This window comes from Sphingobium herbicidovorans, from assembly GCF_002080435.1.
Taxonomy (GTDB): Bacteria; Pseudomonadota; Alphaproteobacteria; order Sphingomonadales; family Sphingomonadaceae; genus Sphingobium; species Sphingobium herbicidovorans.
In genome coordinates this window covers 1,385,528-1,401,482 of record NZ_CP020538.1, presented here as the reverse complement: position 1 = coordinate 1,401,482, position 15,955 = coordinate 1,385,528, and the positions used below count along the sequence as shown (strand labels likewise).

Below are 15,955 nucleotides of genomic sequence, written 5' to 3'. Positions count from 1 at the left end.
TTAGTTCCGCTTCCGCGGCGCAGCTTCCCTCGGCGGAGCGTCCGGTCTAGGGATGGGGAATGAACGTCGCGCTCAACATATCCCGATCAATCCTTGGACAACCCTGGCGCTGGCGCGGCGCTGGCGCGGACGCTCGGGAGCCGGGCTATCTGCCGGACGACCTGGTTACGCAGCTGCTGATGGCGCGAGGCTGCCCCCGTGACGCGGTGGATGCGCACCGCAATCCGACGATCCGTCACTTCATGCCAGACCCAAGCCTGTTTCGCGACATGGACAGCGCCGCTGAACGGTTGGCCGATGCGGTGGAAAAGGGTGAGCATGTCCGTATTTTCGGTGATTATGACGTAGATGGCGCGACCAGTGCGGCCTTGCTGATCCGCCTGCTGCGTGACCTGGGCCTTGCCGCGCGCCCCTATATTCCTGACCGCCTGATGGAAGGATATGGTCCGTCGGGCGAAGCGTTGGTGCGGCTGGCGGGGGAGGGTGCGACCCTGATCGTCACGGTCGATTGCGGGGCGCAGGCTTTTGAGGCGCTCGCCATGGCCAAGGCCGTCGGCGTCGATGTCGTTGTTGTCGATCATCACAAATGCGCAGCGGTGCTCCCCGAGGCTTTCGCCCTCGTCAATCCGAACCGGTTGGATGAGGCGGCGGAAGCCTCCGTCCACGGCCATCTGGCGGCGGTCGGGGTCGCGTTCCTGCTGGGCGCCGCCCTGATCCGCGTTCTGCGCCAACGGGGCTGGTTCAACCAGCGGGCCGAACCGGCGCTGATGGACCTGCTCGACATCGTGGCGCTCGGCACCGTGGCCGACGTTGCGCAGCTCAAAGGGCTCAACCGCGCCTTTGTAGCCCAGGGGTTGAAGGTGATGGCCAAGCGCCGCAATATCGGCATTGCCGCGCTGATCGATGCCAGCCGTCTTAGCCGGGCGCCGCTCTGCCATGATCTTGGCTTTGCTCTTGGACCGCGCATCAATGCGGGTGGGCGGGTTGGCAAGGCGGATCTGGGCGTACGGCTGCTAACTACCGAAGATCCGTTGGAAGCCGCACACATCGCCGCTGAACTCGACCAATTGAACGAGGAACGCCGAGCCATCGAATCTACGGTCCAGGCCGAGGCCGAGGAACTTCTCGCCGCACAGGGCAACCGTGCTGTCGCGGTGATCGCTGGCTCTGGTTGGCATCCCGGCGTTATCGGCATCGTAGCGGGCCGCATCAAGGAAAAGGCAGGTCGCCCCGCCATCATCATCGCCATTGATGAAACGGGCATGGGCAAAGGATCGGGCCGCTCCATTTCCGGCGTAGACCTTGGCGCGGCGGTGCTGGCGGCGAAGGATAGCGGCCTGCTGATCGCGGGGGGCGGTCACGCCATGGCTGCCGGTTTGACGGTGGCGGCGGACAAGCTGGATGCCCTTGCGGAATTTCTGGACGAACGGCTCGCTGCCGCCGTCACCCGCGCACGGGATGACCGTGCGCTGTTGATCGATGCCGTGCTGGCTCCAGCGGGAGTAAATCCGGATTTCGTCGCTGCGATCGAAGCGGGGGGGCCCTATGGTGCGGGTTGGCCGGCACCCCTGGTGGTCGCTGGGCCGATGCGCGTGGTCAAGGCCGACATTGTGGGCAACGGGCATCTGCGCGCCATCATGGCTGGCGAGGATGGCCGATCGATCAAGACGATCGCCTTCCGCCAGGCGGAAAGCGACCTTGGACAGGCCATATTGGGCGCTCCGCGCGATCGGCGGCTTTGGGTCGCGGGCCGGGCCAAGATCGATGACTGGGGCAGCCGCCCTGCCGCTGAACTGCATCTGGAAGACGCGGCCTGGGTTGATTGAAAGGCGAGGTCGTTTTTCCTGTCACAAGGGGGTTGACCGTTGCAACCTCCCCCCCTAAAGCCGCCCTCGCTTCGCAGCACCGCCAAAGGCGCTCTGCATATGGCCCCTTCGTCTAGCGGTTAGGACGCGGCCCTTTCACGGCTGAAACACGGGTTCGATTCCCGTAGGGGTCACCATTTCCAAGACGCATCCTCATGATGAGGGGCTTGTCGTCGGGATCAAAGCAGCAACGCGACCGTTCTTCATGCTTGGGTATTTCCAGCATGAAAGGCAGAAGATCGCGTGGCGTCCCTTCATTGGCCAAGCCAGCTCATAATAGTCCGCCATGGTCAGAGTGCCGGCAATGTCGCGCGCGATGTCGCTACTGAGGCTCAGGCGGACAGGATTGCGTTGTCCGTTCGTGATGCCGATGTGCCGCTAAGCCCGCTCGGTCGCGAACAGGCACGGGCGCTGGGCCATTGGTTTGCCGACGAGCCGCAGGACAGCCGCCCTGAAATCCTGCTATCCTCCCCCTATCTTCGCGCGTTCCAGACAGCGCAGATTTTTCGCGATGCCGGGGGCGCAATCCTCGATGAACCGATTTGCTTCGATGAGCGGCTGCGCGAAAAGGAATTCGGAATCTTGGATGGCCTGACCACCCCGGGCATCCGCAATCTGGAGCCTGAACAATATGAATTCCGGCGGATGCTGGGTAAATTCTATCACCGCTCGCCCGGCGGAGAGAGTTGGTGTGACGTCATCCTGCGGCTCCGTTCCGTCATGGACACCATATCGCTGCACTATGCAGGGCGGCGAGTGATTATCTTTACGCATCAGGTCGTCGTGCTGTGCCTGCGCTACATTATAGAATCGCTGAACGAGACCGAGATATTGGCGATAGACCGGGCAGGAGACGTCGCGAATTGCGCGATCACCGACTATGTCTATGATCCTTCACAAGGCCACCGTGGGGGTTTGGTGCTGCGGCGGTACAATGTGACCGCGCCGATGGAGGAAGAGGCGACCGAGGTTACCCGGGAGCCCGACGCCATCGCGGGCGCCCGCGGATGACGCCCGCTGCGCTTGATGCGGCATGGCTGCGCGCCCATCCCCTTCCCACACTCGACAGCGATTCGGACAAGAACAGCCGTGGTCGGGTGCTCGTCGTCGGCGGGGCGGAGTTCGTACCGGGCGCCTTGCGCCTGACGGGAGAAGCCGCGCTGCGGGCAGGCGCTGGCAAGCTTCAGATGGCCACGGTGCGATCGGCAGCCATGTCGCTTGGCGTGCTGGTGCCGGAAGCGGCGATGATTGCGCTCCCTGCGCAGGGCGATGGTGAAATTGCCGCTGGAGCTGCTCGCCTGCTGACGTCCCAACTTGAGCGGTGCGATGCGCTGGTCCTTGGTCCGGGCATGAATATAAGCGCGCATACCGACGAATTTGTGGCAGCGATCCTGGCCGCCGCCGGACCTGAGGTAAGCATCATCCTGGATGCGGCCGCGCTGACATCGGGACGGGAACTGCGGTCCCTGATCGCTGCCCATGACGGGCATGTCATCCTGACGCCGCATCATGGTGAGATGGCCATTCTTACAGGCCTGAGCGCCGAGGCGATTGCCCAAGACCCGGCCGCCATTGCGCTGCGCGTGGCTAGTGATTTTCGAGCCATCGTGATCCTGAAGGGCGACCGCAGCGTCATTGCAGGCCCGGATGGCGCCTGCCTGCTTCACGAGGGCGGCTGCGTCGGTTTGGCGACTGGCGGTTCGGGGGACGTGCTAGCGGGAATCGTGGGCGGTCTCGCGGCGCGCGGATCGGAGCCAATGCGTGCCGCTGCGTGGGGAAGCTGGGTGCACGGAAAGGCCGGGCGGACGCTCGCGCAGACCGTCGGCTCTATCGGCTTCCTGGCCCGCGAACTGTTGCCGCTCATCCCTCGCTTGTTGGAGGATCCTGATTGCGATTAGCGGGTTCGTTCCGCATCCGAATTCACCTTCGCGCGTTTGACGCTCATGATCGAGACGTTTTCCGTGCTGCCACACCTTGTTCCGATTGCTATCGCCTATTGCCTGGCGCTGCCCATCGGCTGGAACAGGGAGCAGGCGGAGCGCAGCGCGGGCTTGCGCACCTTTCCGCTGGTCGCTGTGGCCAGCTGTGGCTTTGTGCAGGCCGTGGAGTCGACGGTGGCGCAGGATGCCTCCGCCCTTGCCCGCGTGCTGGAGGGCGTCATCGCTGGCATCGGTTTCCTGGGCGGCGGTGCGATCCTGCAGCAACGACATTCGGTCAGGGGCACGGCCACCGCCGCCAGCCTGTGGATTACCGGTGCGATCGGTTTGGCAGCCGGGCTGAACAAATATGACGTCGCGGTTGTCCTGACCGGCTTTACGCTGCTGACCTTCTGGATCATGGCGCCACTCAAGCCACGGGAAAATGAACGTGGCGAAGAGGAAATCAGCGAGCCGGGTTCGCCCCGCTGAATTTCCCGCTGCGGCTATCCCAGCGCGGCCTGCTTTTCCGCCGCCAGCCGATCCAGTTCCGCGCGACTCTTCTTCTCGGAAGCGGATTTGAGTTGTCCGCACGCAGCCATGATGTCGCGACCGCGCGGGGTGCGTACCGGGGCGGAAATTCCACCTTCGAAAACGATCTCGGAAAAACGCTTGATCCGTTCGGGCGTCGAACATTGATAGTCAGTGCCCGGCCAGGGGTTGAACGGGATCAGATTGACCTTCGCGGGCAATCTGTAGTGGCGAAGAAGCCGCACCAGTTCGCGCGCATCCTCGTCGCTGTCATTCTTGTCCTTGATCATCACATATTCGAACGTGATGCGCCGCGCATTGTTCGCGTTGGGATAGTCGGCGCAGGCCTGCAACAGCTGCTCGATCCCGTATTTCTTGTTCAACGGCACTAACTCGTCACGTACATCCTTGGTCACGGCGTGCAACGATACCGCGAGATTGACGCCGATCTCCGCGCCCGCGCGCGCCATCATCGGCACAACGCCGGAGGTTGAAAGGGTAATTCGCCGCTTGGACAACGCCAGCCCGTCACCATCCATGACCACCTTGAGCGCGTCCCGCACATGGTCGAAATTATAGAGCGGCTCGCCCATGCCCATCATGACGATGTTGGTCAGCATCCGCCCGTCTGCCGTATATTGTGGCGTGTCGTCCGTCTCGTCGTCATTGGCCGACGCCATGCTCCCCTTGGGCCACTCGCCCAGCGCATCACGTGCCAGCATCACCTGCCCGACGATCTCGCCGGGCGTCAGGTTGCGCACGAGCCGCATCGTGCCGGTATGGCAGAAACGGCAGTTTAGGGTGCAACCCACCTGGCTCGACACGCACAGGGTCCCCCGATCGGCATCGGGGATGAACACCATTTCATAATCCTGCCCGTCGTCGGACCGCAGCAGCCATTTCCGCGTGCCGTCAATCGACACCTGCGCCTCAACCACTTCCGGACGGCCAACGACAAAGCGTTCCGCCATCCATGCGCGCATCGGCTTGGCGAGATCAGTCATTGCATCGAAATCTGTTTCGCCGCGATGATAGAGCCAATGGAACAACTGCTTGGAGCGCAACTTCGCCTGCTTCTGATCAAGCCCCGCTTCCTCCAGCGCGCTCTTCATCTGCGGGCGCGAAAGGCCCATCATGTCCACGCGCCCATCCTCACGAGGCGTCACGGCGCGCGGGACTGGCACAGGATCGATAGCGCCGGGAATCGGCATCAGCGGGTTGGCGGATGATTGCATGCGCGGCCCATAGCCGATTTCGCGTGATTTATAAAGTGATGCCGTTGCCGCCTTCGCGGCTGCTCCGGCGCGTCAACGCAGGCGTGCGCAACCCAGCGCCGCCGCATCGATCGCTGTCGCCGCGCCCCGCAATATATAGGTATCCGCAAAGGCGCGTCTGTTTGCGCCCGTTGCCTGCACGCTCATGCTGCTTGCGGACCGCATGGCCGCGATGATGGCGGCATCCGCCCGGGGGTCGGCCGCCCAGGCGTCGGTCTGACCGGCGACCAGGGTGAAGCGGCGCTCTCCCACGTTCAGGATCACTGGCGCATCCTCGGCGCGGACGCGGCTCAGTCGGAAATGCACCTGCCCGCGTATGCGCTGGCGCGGCCAGCTTCCTACCGCCGCAAAGCCTGTCCCTCGGCGGCCCACCTGCTTTGAAATGGCGTAGCAGCGCGGCGTGGCCGGATCGCGAAAGGCGCCCCAAGCCTCGAACATGCCAAGGGAATCCCGTGCCGCTGCAGGCGTGGCGATCAGCAGCATCAGGGCCAGAACGCGTCTCATCCACCGTGGCAAAGCGCATCATGTCCTCTTTTGCAACCCTTGGGAGTGCGAAACGATCAGCAGGCGCTTGCCGCCGCCGCAACAGTGGCTATGAAGGATCATCCATCATTGTCGCCCGGATTCGACCGTCTTCGGGCATTGCGCAGAAAAGAAACGGACAAACAGGGACATGAAGGCCACCATCGAACGCGCAACGCTCCTGAAGAGCCTGAGCCACGTCCAGTCGGTGGTTGAGCGGCGCAACACCATACCTATCCTGTCGAACGTGCTGATCGAGGCGTCGGCCGACGGTGCGATCAAGCTCATGGCGACCGACCTTGACCTCCAGATCGTCGAAAGCGTGTCGGCGCAGGTGGAGCAGCCCGGCGCAACCACTATCTCCGCGCACACCTTGTTCGACATTGCCCGCAAGCTGCCAGAGGGCAGCCAGGTCTCGCTCCAGGCGGCCGAGGGCAAGATGCTGATCCAGGCGGGCCGGGCGCGTTTCAACCTGTCGACCCTGCCGCGCGACGACTTCCCCGTTATCGCAGAAGGCGATTTGCCGACCAGCTTTGAACTGCCGGCCGAGACATTGAAGCAGATCATCGACAAGACGCGCTTCGCCATCTCGACGGAAGAAACGCGTTATTACCTCAACGGCATATATTTCCACGTTTCGGATGAAGGCCAGCCCGTGCTGAAGGCCGCCGCGACCGATGGGCACCGCCTGGCTCGCGTCACGGTTCCGCGTCCTGACGGGGCCGACGGCATGCCGGGCATCATCATACCCCGCAAATGCATCGGCGAACTGCGCAAGCTGCTCGACGAGGTGGATGGATCGGTCGCCATTACGCTTTCCGCCAGCAAGATTCGCTTTGGCCTGGGCAGCGCGATCCTCACCAGCAAGCTGATCGACGGCACTTTCCCTGATTACAGCCGCGTCATCCCGACCGCCAACGATAAGCTGCTCAAGATCGATCCGCGCAGCTTCGAGGAGGGTGTCGACCGTGTGGCCACCATCGCCACCGAAAAGACGCGGGCTGTGAAGATGACGCTGGATCGCGACAAGATCACCTTGTCGGTCACCAGCCCGGAAAACGGTACGGCGGCTGAAGAGGTGCCGGGCGTGTTTCAGGGAGAAGGATTCGACATCGGATTCAACGCCCGATACCTGCTCGACATCCTGGGCCAGATCGACAGCGAGACCGTCGAACTGCATCTGGCCGACGCCGCCGCGCCGACGCTGATTCGGGAAAATGACCGCAGCCCCGCGCTCTATGTCCTGATGCCCATGCGCGTATAAACGGCGCGTGGGTTGATGGTCAGAGGGGAGGGCAGAGACCTTTCCCTCATGCTGGAATACGAAGCACGGCGAGGGAACGGCTGCACTTTTCATGCCTCCTCCCGGATGGGCAATTGGGGTAAGTTTCTCTCAACTTCTGTGCGTTACGCATGGGACATGGCCCCGTCGCGCATCAAGTTGAACGATACGTTGTTCCGGCGGGGAGATCTTGCGATCGCGCTCGGCTTGGCCGAAGGCGGGACGGAAGTGTCGGCCTTCTGGATATCGGGAGCCTTCACCCATATCGCCAGGCTATGGCCGCTGGTTCTTCTGGGCAAGCTGTGCACGCTTACCCTGCTGCATGTATCGTTCTTCGATTTCCGCAGCATCATGCATGTTCTCACCTTCGCCTTCATGTTGCTGGTCGATGGCGTGCTGATCTTCGTCCCCAGAGGCGAATATTTTCAGAATCAGCGACCCCATATTCAGAAATGGCTCATGCTGCCCACGGTCCTGCTGTCGGGCATGGCCTTCAGCCTGCTGATGGGGCCGGCTCAATTTGCCGGCCCGCTATCCCTTTCACTGGCGGCTGAGGTTGCGGTCGCGCTGCTCGCCGCTTCCATCTTCGGTGACCGGCGGCTGCTGGGTGTCAGCTATTTCCTAGGCACGCTCATCATATCCATCATCCAGGGTGCTGGCTTTGCCCAGATCGGCCTGCTGCTCAGTTGTATCGTCGTCATGCTGATCGCCGCGGTGCGCCAGGCGCATTCGGATCTCGACCGCGCGATCGTGCGCCATCAACAGGATTTGCGCGCCCAGCGGGCCGATCGGCTTCTTCAGGAATATGAACAGTCGGGTCAGGGGTGGTTCTGGGAAACCGACCGTCAGGGATGTCTCAGCTATATTTCCGAAACGCTGGCGGGAACGCTGGACATTGCCGATGAGAAGATGATCGGACGGCCGATCACGGACATCATCTGTCCGGGCGACTACCGCCAAGGCGGAGGTGAGCGCACGCTGGGTTTCCATCTTTCGGCGCGAACCGGTTTTTCGGACATTCATGTTCGCGCCGCCGCGACGCAGGACGAACGCTGGTGGTCGATGTCCGGTCAGCCGGTATTCAATGAATATGGACAGTTCCACGGCTTCCGGGGCAGCGGAACCGACCTTACCGAAATGCGCCGCAGTCAGGCTGAGGTAAAGCGGCTGGCCCAGTTCGACTCTCTCACCGGCCTTGCCAATCGGGTGCAGATGCTGCGGTCGCTGGAGGACGCGGTCGCCGGATCGCAAGGGCGTACGGGTGATTGCGCGCTAATGATGCTCGACCTTGATCGCTTCAAATCAGTTAACGACACGCTGGGCCATCCTGCCGGTGACGCGTTGCTGCGGCAGGTGAGCCAGCGGCTCCAGCGCGTGGTGGGTGAACGCGGGCTGGTGGGGCGGCAGGGCGGCGACGAATTCAAGATTCTGCTGCCCGGGCGACATGACCGCACCGCGCTGGCTCAACTGGCGCAGACGGTCATCAGTTCGGTTGGCCAGCCTTACACGATCGAGGGAACGGCAGTCGTCATCGGCGTGTCCATCGGCATTTCTTCCTGCCCACATGACGGCGATACGGCTGACGCGCTGATCCGCAACGCGGACCTTGCCCTCTACGCCGCCAAGGGTGATGGGCGCGGCGTTCATCGCTTCTATTCCGCGGAGATGCACGCGGACGCAGAAGACCGCAGGCGATTGGAAGAGGATCTGCGTTACGCGCTCGCCGCCGATGGATTGCATCTGGTCTATCAACCTGTCGTGTCGTCCGGGACGGAGCAGATCACGGGCTTTGAGGCGCTGCTGCGCTGGAACCATCCGGTACGCGGCGCCATATCCCCGGCCGTGTTCATACCGATTGCGGAGGAGACCGGCCTGATCGGTCCCATCGGCGACTGGGTGCTTCGTACTGCCTGCCGGGATGCGGCGATGTGGGCGGATGATATTCGCGTTGCAGTCAATGTTTCTCCGATCCAGTTCGCTAATCCGGGCCTTCCCGCTACGGTCATGAATGCGCTGGCCGCAGCTCAGCTCGCGCCCGGGCGGCTGGAGCTGGAGATCACCGAAAGCGTGTTCCTGAACGATGACGAGGGCACGGATTCGATGTTCGCCCGGCTCAAGGGCATTGGCGTACGTCTGGCGCTCGACGATTTCGGCACTGGCTATTCTTCGCTCGGCTATCTGAAAAAGGCTCCGTTCGACAAGATCAAGATCGATCAGAGTTTCGTGCGCGGCGCCGTGATCAACGGCAGCCGTAACAGTGCGATCATCAGGGCGATCGTCAGCCTGGCCGAGGCGCTGGGCATGGACACCACGGCGGAGGGCGCTGAAACGCAGGACGAGCTGGCGTTAATCCGCGAACTTGGGTGCAGCCATATTCAGGGCTATGTCTACGGTCGCCCGCTCGAAGCGGGCGAGGTGCTGAAGCGCCAGGAAAGTCACGGCACCCTAGCCTTGGTCGAAGGCTTTCAGTCGAGCCGTCCAGAACGAAAGACCATGCTGCGGACGATAGCGGTGCATCATGACGCGCATGTCTACACCGGCCGTATTCGCAATATTTCCGCGACCGGCGCGCTGATCGAAGGACTGTGGCATGTCCCTGAAGGGACGCAACTGGCCGTCGAGTTCAATGAAAGCCTGCGCGCCGATGCGGTGGTGCGCTGGTCGCGCGATGATCGCATGGGCGTGGAATTTATTGCTGCGATCGACATCGCCAGCGCAAGCGCGGCGCCCCGGTCTTTGGCTTCCTGATTACCTTTGCCAAGGGTCAGAAGAACAACTTTCGAAACGAAATGCTGATCGTTCGCCCCAGTGGGTCCAGATAGCCCTGCTGATAGCGCAGCGGCGTCGCGCCAGTGGCGTCGGTGACTTCCCGCCGCTTGTTGAAGATGTTGTCGATGCCAATCGATACGCGCGTCCCGCGCAGGAAGGGATGCTGCTTCACCAGCAAGGGCATCTGGCCCAGATTGGCGAAGAGGCGCAGGTTCGCTGTCGCCAGGCTGCCGAAATTCAGGCGAGAGGCTCCTCCCAGCGCGCCATCCACATGCGTGCCGCTTTCCCAATCGACGTTGAGCCGCGCGCCCAGACCGTTGTTGGTATAGCCGATGCGGGCTTTGATCTCATGCCGCGGCTGGCCTCCCGACGATCCGGTCGCGTCGCCATTCAGCAGGTCGAGTTCGGGCACGCCAGGCGCGATCAGGATACTCTCCGTGAAATGCCATGTGTGATAGAGGCTGAAGCTGAGCCGCCCATTCCCTCCGCCGTGCCCTCCGCCAAAGCCGCCACCGGGCCGCCCGCCGCCACGTGGCCTGCCCATGCCGCCTTCGCTGCGCGGCTGATCGCCGCTAACGTGGCCTTGCGGCGGAGATGCGCCTTCCGGGCCGCCCGGGCCTTCACCCCGGCTGCCGCCACGCCCGCCACGCCCGCCGCGATTGCCGAACAGACCGCGCATCGCCTGCAGTTCCTTAGGCCGATCTTCCGGTTTGGCCCCCGCGGCGCGCCATGCTTCGGCGAGTTTCTGGACGCGCGATTTCAGAGGGAAGGACAGATCGAAGCCCCAGCGAAGCTGCTCGCTTTGCGACCGCAGATAATTGACAGGGAAAGCCCTGATCTCCGTCAGCCGCTGATCCGCGTCGCGGATGAACCGGTCGGCAAAGGCCGCCTCGATCGCTGGCGTCGGCTCGGGGAACGCAGCGATCGGATTGGCCGTCCGGCTGTTGAGGTAGGTGGCGGTCAGCGTCAGGTTTGGCTTTTCGAAGGGTTTCACCGTCGCGCTCAGCCGGAACTGGTCGCGTACGCTTTCACGGAGCAGCGCATTGCCGCCCGTGACCCGCGTCACGAACACAGTCTCGCCGGTACGATAGTCAAACACCGGTATATTCTCGGTCCTGACCTCTGGATCGGTGATCTGATTGCCGGTCGGCGCCGCGCGATCCTGGTTCGCCGACACAAGCAACTGCACCGCCGGAACCGGTCGCCACCGCAAACCATAGCCAAGCGTGGAGAGCGTACCGAAATCGGAAAGCTTCTGTGTGGCCGCATTCAGGTTGACGCCAATGTCGCCCACCGTGCCCAGCACACCTCGCGACTTGCTGGTGATCGGCAGGTCCAGGCTGATCTGGCCGCTGGCGATCTGCCGGTCATAATCATTGTCCCGCTCGACGCCGTTGCGGATCGACCTGCCTTCAAAACCGTTGGCTGATGCGCCCACCCGGACCGAACTGGTGACGGTGCCCGCAGGCAGGTCGAACAGCGGACCGGACAGTAACAGATCGCCCGTGACGGCCTGCGACCGTGCGCTGGCCCTGTCCGTGGACTCCGATCGTTCCGTCCGCGTGCGAGTGTCGGACACATCGCCATTGCCGGTGAAGGACCATTGCCAACCCTTGCCCAGCAATCCGTTGAACGTCAGGCCCACATGCCCGGTCGTGCCACGGATCTGCTGATCGAGTGCGCTGTCCCGCAGGAAATCGCGATAGAGCGGACCGTCGCCCTGAGGCGCAGCCAGAGCGGCGGCCGATAACCCCTGAAGCGTATCATTGTCCGACAATTCCACGCGCCCATTGACGGTCATGGACACATTGCCAAGCGCGCGCGCATAGGTCGCGTTGGCAGAAACGCTTTCGGTTGCCGGGCTAAGCGTGCGGAAGCGGGTGAGATCGATGAGCGCCGGACCGCTCGCCGGGCGATCGATATTCCGCTCCCTCTCCAGCAGCGACGCCGCATTGCTATATTTGAGGTTCAGTGTGAAGCGATCGTCGCCCCGGATGCGCAGCAGGCCCGCTTCGGCGGAACCATTTTCCCGCCCGCCATCGGTGGTCGTTCCACCCCGCAGATCGGCCAGCTCCGCACGAAAACGCTGGCGCAGCACGATGTTCACCACCTTCTGCGTCGGCGCATAGCCATAGGACAGCGCCACTTCTTCAGGCAGGATATCGACGCGCGCCACCGCTTCGGACGGGATGTCCTGAATCTCCGAAAAGCTTGAGATGCGCTTGCCGTTGAGCAGCACTACGGGCGGGCCGTTCGTCTGCGCCGATAGCTCGGTGATCATCTCCGAGATGGAGGTGACGCCCAGCGCCCGAACGTCGGCGGCGGACAACTGCTGCTCGGGCTTGACGTTGCCAACCACCGCCCCCCGCTGCGGCTGGCCGGTGACAATGATCTCCTCGCCTTCATCCTGCGCGGCCGCTTCATTATCCATTGTCTGCGCCATCAGGGCAGTGGGCGACGCGCCCATCAACAGAAATACCGTCAGCCCAGCCGATCGACGCACACTGTACCCCTTTGAAAAAAGCAGACCCTTACCGGTCTGTCATTAGGCGCGAGTTGTCTCAAAATATTGGCAAGGCCAAGACCATTCTGTCGCAAAATGTATCGGAACCTTCGCCGGGGATCGGAACGTGGCATTTCCATCGGCGTGTAGCCTTTCTAAAGTCGCGGAATGCGTACCCTTTACCCCCCTGTCGAGCCTTTCGCGTCCGGTCATCTCGATGTGGGGGACGGGCACCGCATCTATTGGGAACGCGTGGGGACGCCGGGGGCCAAGCCTGCGGTCTTTCTGCATGGCGGGCCGGGCGGCGGCATTTCGCCCGATCATCGTCGCCTGTTCGACCCGGACCGTTACGACCTCCTGCTTTTCGACCAGCGCGGCTGTGGCCGCTCGACGCCCCATGCGGCGCTGGAGGCGAACACCACCTGGCATCTGGTCGCGGATATAGAGCGGCTGCGGCTGATGACCGGAGCGGATCAATGGCTGCTATTCGGGGGCAGTTGGGGCTCGGCGCTGGCGCTGGCCTATGCGCAGGCGCATGTGGAGCGCGTGAGCGAACTTATCCTGCGCGGTATCTTCACCATCCGGAAGCAGGAGATTGACTGGTATTATCAGCAGGGCGCCAGCCGCATCTACCCGGATAAATGGGAACGCTTCGTCGCGCCCATTGCGGAGGCCGAGCGCGGCGACCTGCTTCACGCCTATCGCCGGATCCTGACGGGCGATGACCGTGCGGCGCAGATCGCCGCCGCCAAGGCATGGAGCGTCTGGGAAGGGGAAACCATCCGCCTGCTGCCCGACGACGCCTTGTCAGCGACGCATGAGGCCGATGATTTCGCGCTGGCCTTTGCGCGCATCGAAAATCACTATTTCGTGCATCGCGGCTGGCTGGAGGAGGGGCAACTGATCAGGGATGCCGCTAAGCTTCGGCACGTTCCCGCTGTCATCGTACAGGGGCGCTATGACATGGCCTGTCCGGCCGAAACGGCGTGGGCGTTGCACCGGGTCTGGCCGGAAGCGCGGTTCGAAATGATCGAAGGGGCGGGTCATGCCTATAATGAGCCGGGAATATTGGATGCGCTGATCCGGGCGACCGACGCGTTTGCAGCGGTTCGCGCCTGAATCTGGCGGAAGGCCGATCAGGGCTCGCCCTTGGACTCCTGCATCCGTCGCTCGGCAAACCATTGTTCCAGCATCTTGGCGGTGCAGCCGGTGAAGCCGTTACTGCCGATCGCCGAACAACTGCCGGGCAGTGTCTGCCGTTGCACTTGCTCCATCGTCGCGACTTGGCTGCCCCATCCCGGCCCGCCTGATGGCGCGGGCTTTTCGCGCAGCTTCTTGGGGATGCGATAGCGCTCGGATTCCGGCTTGCGCGCGCAGACGACAATTTCGTCGCCCTCGCCCTTGGGGCAGGGGTCGTCTCCATAGACGATCAGGTTGAACACACGCTCCGGCGGCTCAGCCTTGGCGGGCGCGGCCAAGGGGATGGGCAGCAGCGCCGCAGCCAACAAGGGCAAATGAACAGGGAAACGCATCGGTTATCATCCTATATTTGCCCCTGTAGTCCAGCGGAGAGCCCACTTCCGCGGGCCTATTCCAGACGCCGAGCGCCGGGAAAAGCCGTCAGGGTCGCGGCGACGCCCCTGATTGCGGAGCGGTCTGCTGTTGCGCGGCATCCGCCTTTTCCTCGGCAACGGCGCGCGCTTCGATTTCCTCGCTGTCCTGATCGATCGTGGACAGCCGACGCGCGCGCTCCGCCTCGACCAGATCTTTCCAGCTTGCGCTGTCCGCGGCCTGGCGTTCAGCTTTGGCCAGACGGGCAAGCTGGTTGAAGCAGCCGGTGAAGCCGCCCGGACCAGTCGCCGAGCAGCTTTCGGTGCCGGTCTTGCCGACATATTCCATCGACCGAACCCGTTCCCCCCACGCCTGATTGCTCGGCTGGTTGGGGTCGCCACGCAATGGTTCGGGGATGCGATAGCGTTCTTCCTCGCCCTTGCGCGCGCACACGACGATGTCGCTGCCCGCGCTCTGCGGGCAGGGGTCGTCGCCATAGACGATGACGAGATTCGTGCGTTCGGAGCCGGTTGTGTCGGCTCCGCCGGTGGGCGCCTGTTGCGGAGCGGGGCCGGGTTGCTGCTGCGCCATGGCGGGTAACGCGCTCGCGGCCATCAGCAGTAGTGCGGCGGTCATCGCGGTCTTCATCATCATCTTCGTCTCCTCAGATCCGCTTCGACAGCGCGATCGCGGCGCGGCATCCCAGGCGAATGACGCCTGAGAGCAAGGGGTAGGCGGGAGCCTGCTCCGCGCCATGGGCCATGGCGGTTTCGCGGTGCTCGATTTCCTCAGCCTGAAAATCCGTGATGGTGGCGGCAAGTTCCGGGTCGTCTTCCGCCAGCGCGTCCAACTGTTCGGCATAATGACGGTCGATCTCTGTTTCGATCGCCGCCGTGCAGGCCATGGCTGCATTCGGACCAATCGCCGCCGTCGCAGCGCCCAAGGCAAATCCCGCCACATCCCAAATCGGCTGCAACGCTGTCGGACGGACGCCGCGCCGCGCGATCATCGCGTCGAAAATCTTGCGGTGCCGATCTTCCTGCGCGGCCATGCCAGCGATTACGCGAGCATGAGGATGCCGGTCGCCCAGCACGGCGAGTTGCCCCGCATAGATGCGCGTCGCGCCGAACTCGCCCGCCTGATCCACGCGCAGCATCGCCGCGCGCTCACTATCCGTCACCCTTCGGCCTGGACGGGGGAAGTCCCTGGGCGCGCTCATGCCTCTTTCCTCGCCTTGATTAGCAGCCACAAGATGGCGAGCGCGCTCGCCCCCGACAAGAGGCCGTTGAAACCCGCGAGCGATATGCCCAGCAGGGTCCAGGGCGCGACGTCGCACCGGGTGATCGGCGTCGCCATGATCTGGTTCAATATGTCGGCGGGATTGCCCGTGGCGAGCGCGGTCGAACAGGCGGTAAGCCCTTGCCACCAGCCATATTCGACCCCGGCATGGAACAGCCCGATGGCTCCGCTGACGCCGATGGCGAGGCCCGCAAGGCCGGTAAAAAGGGCGCTGATGCAGGGCCGCCCTTTGGCGCCATAGGCGATCATCGCCAGCGGGATCGCAGCCATATGGGGATAGCGCTGCCACCAGCACATTTCGCACGGGTACAGCCCACCTAAATATTGCGAGGCATAGGCGCCCCCCAGCAGCAGCAGCGGCACGGCCAGGGCGAGGAGGCGGGCGAGGGGCAGGCTCTTCATCATGCCCGCTTAAACCGCCCTGCGCCTTTCGTCATGCTGAA

14 protein-coding genes and 1 tRNA gene are annotated in these 15,955 nt (G+C 63.4%); 8 read left to right on the top strand and 7 right to left on the bottom strand.

All coding sequences use genetic code 11. The annotated features are described in order from the left end of the window. Nucleotides 1-59 precede the first annotated feature (59 nt). The 5 genes from recJ to B6S01_RS06790 all read left to right on the top strand — a co-directional run bounded on the left by recJ (nt 60) and on the right by B6S01_RS06790 (nt 4,273). Nucleotides 60-1,826, top strand: coding sequence for a single-stranded-DNA-specific exonuclease RecJ (gene recJ, locus B6S01_RS06810; protein ID WP_037464509.1), 1,767 nt, complete (start codon nt 60-62; stop codon nt 1,824-1,826). 101 nt (nt 1,827-1,927) lie between these two features. After that, nucleotides 1,928-2,002: transfer RNA gene (locus B6S01_RS06805), tRNA-Glu, on the top strand. Nucleotides 2,003-2,108: 106 nt separating this feature from the next. After that, nucleotides 2,109-2,876, top strand: coding sequence for a histidine phosphatase family protein (locus B6S01_RS06800; RefSeq protein WP_037464512.1), 768 nt, complete (start codon nt 2,109-2,111; stop codon nt 2,874-2,876). Beyond that, nucleotides 2,873-3,763 carry an NAD(P)H-hydrate dehydratase gene (locus B6S01_RS06795; RefSeq protein ID WP_037464514.1) on the top strand — a complete coding sequence of 297 codons (891 nt, stop codon included), beginning with the start codon at nt 2,873-2,875 and terminating at the stop codon, nt 3,761-3,763. Before B6S01_RS06800 ends, B6S01_RS06795 begins: the two co-directional genes overlap by 4 nt. Before the next feature lie 45 nt (nt 3,764-3,808). Continuing rightward, a complete protein-coding gene (locus B6S01_RS06790; RefSeq protein ID WP_037464516.1) occupies nt 3,809-4,273 on the top strand; it encodes an MgtC/SapB family protein in 465 nt (154 codons plus the stop codon). A gap of 14 nt (nt 4,274-4,287) precedes the next feature. Here B6S01_RS06790 and rlmN read toward each other — a convergent pair whose 3' ends face one another. Both rlmN and B6S01_RS06780 read right to left on the bottom strand, forming a co-directional pair. After that, complete coding sequence (gene rlmN, locus B6S01_RS06785; protein WP_037464519.1) at nt 4,288-5,547, bottom strand: 23S rRNA (adenine(2503)-C(2))-methyltransferase RlmN; 1,260 nt, start codon at nt 5,545-5,547, stop codon at nt 4,288-4,290. A gap of 72 nt (nt 5,548-5,619) precedes the next feature. Beyond that, nucleotides 5,620-6,090, bottom strand: coding sequence for a hypothetical protein (locus B6S01_RS06780; protein WP_037464522.1), 471 nt, complete (start codon nt 6,088-6,090; stop codon nt 5,620-5,622). Between the two features lie 169 nt (nt 6,091-6,259). Between B6S01_RS06780 and dnaN the strand changes: the two genes are divergently transcribed. Further along, nucleotides 6,260-7,372: a DNA polymerase III subunit beta gene (dnaN, locus tag B6S01_RS06775; RefSeq protein WP_037464524.1), complete on the top strand. Its 1,113-nt coding sequence runs from the start codon at nt 6,260-6,262 to the stop codon at nt 7,370-7,372. 156 nt (nt 7,373-7,528) lie between these two features. After that, entirely contained in the window at nt 7,529-10,138 is a 2,610-nt protein-coding gene (locus tag B6S01_RS06770; RefSeq protein ID WP_051908201.1) for an EAL domain-containing protein, read from the top strand. A 16-nt stretch (nt 10,139-10,154) separates the two neighbouring features. Here the strand turns inward: B6S01_RS06770 and B6S01_RS06765 are convergent, their stop codons facing one another. Continuing rightward, nucleotides 10,155-12,662, bottom strand: coding sequence for a TonB-dependent receptor (locus B6S01_RS06765; protein WP_037464528.1), 2,508 nt, complete (start codon nt 12,660-12,662; stop codon nt 10,155-10,157). 168 nt (nt 12,663-12,830) lie between these two features. Between B6S01_RS06765 and pip the strand changes: the two genes are divergently transcribed. Beyond that, nucleotides 12,831-13,781 (top strand): prolyl aminopeptidase, encoded by a 951-nt coding sequence (gene pip / locus B6S01_RS06760; RefSeq protein WP_037464530.1) that lies wholly within the window; start codon nt 12,831-12,833, stop codon nt 13,779-13,781. A gap of 17 nt (nt 13,782-13,798) precedes the next feature. Here pip and B6S01_RS06755 read toward each other — a convergent pair whose 3' ends face one another. The 4 genes from B6S01_RS06755 to B6S01_RS06740 form a co-directional block, all read right to left on the bottom strand. Beyond that, nucleotides 13,799-14,194: a hypothetical protein gene (locus B6S01_RS06755; RefSeq protein WP_037464533.1), complete on the bottom strand. Its 396-nt coding sequence runs from the start codon at nt 14,192-14,194 to the stop codon at nt 13,799-13,801. Nucleotides 14,195-14,282: 88 nt separating this feature from the next. Further along, a complete protein-coding gene (locus B6S01_RS06750) occupies nt 14,283-14,864 on the bottom strand; it encodes a hypothetical protein (RefSeq protein WP_037465143.1) in 582 nt (193 codons plus the stop codon). 13 nt (nt 14,865-14,877) lie between these two features. After that, nucleotides 14,878-15,432, bottom strand: a complete 555-nt coding sequence (locus B6S01_RS06745; protein ID WP_037464536.1) for a demethoxyubiquinone hydroxylase family protein — start codon at nt 15,430-15,432, stop codon at nt 14,878-14,880. Then, nucleotides 15,429-15,914 (bottom strand): disulfide bond formation protein B, encoded by a 486-nt coding sequence (locus B6S01_RS06740; RefSeq protein WP_037465146.1) that lies wholly within the window; start codon nt 15,912-15,914, stop codon nt 15,429-15,431. The genes B6S01_RS06745 and B6S01_RS06740 overlap by 4 nt, the downstream gene beginning before the upstream one ends. Nucleotides 15,915-15,955 lie beyond the last annotated feature (41 nt).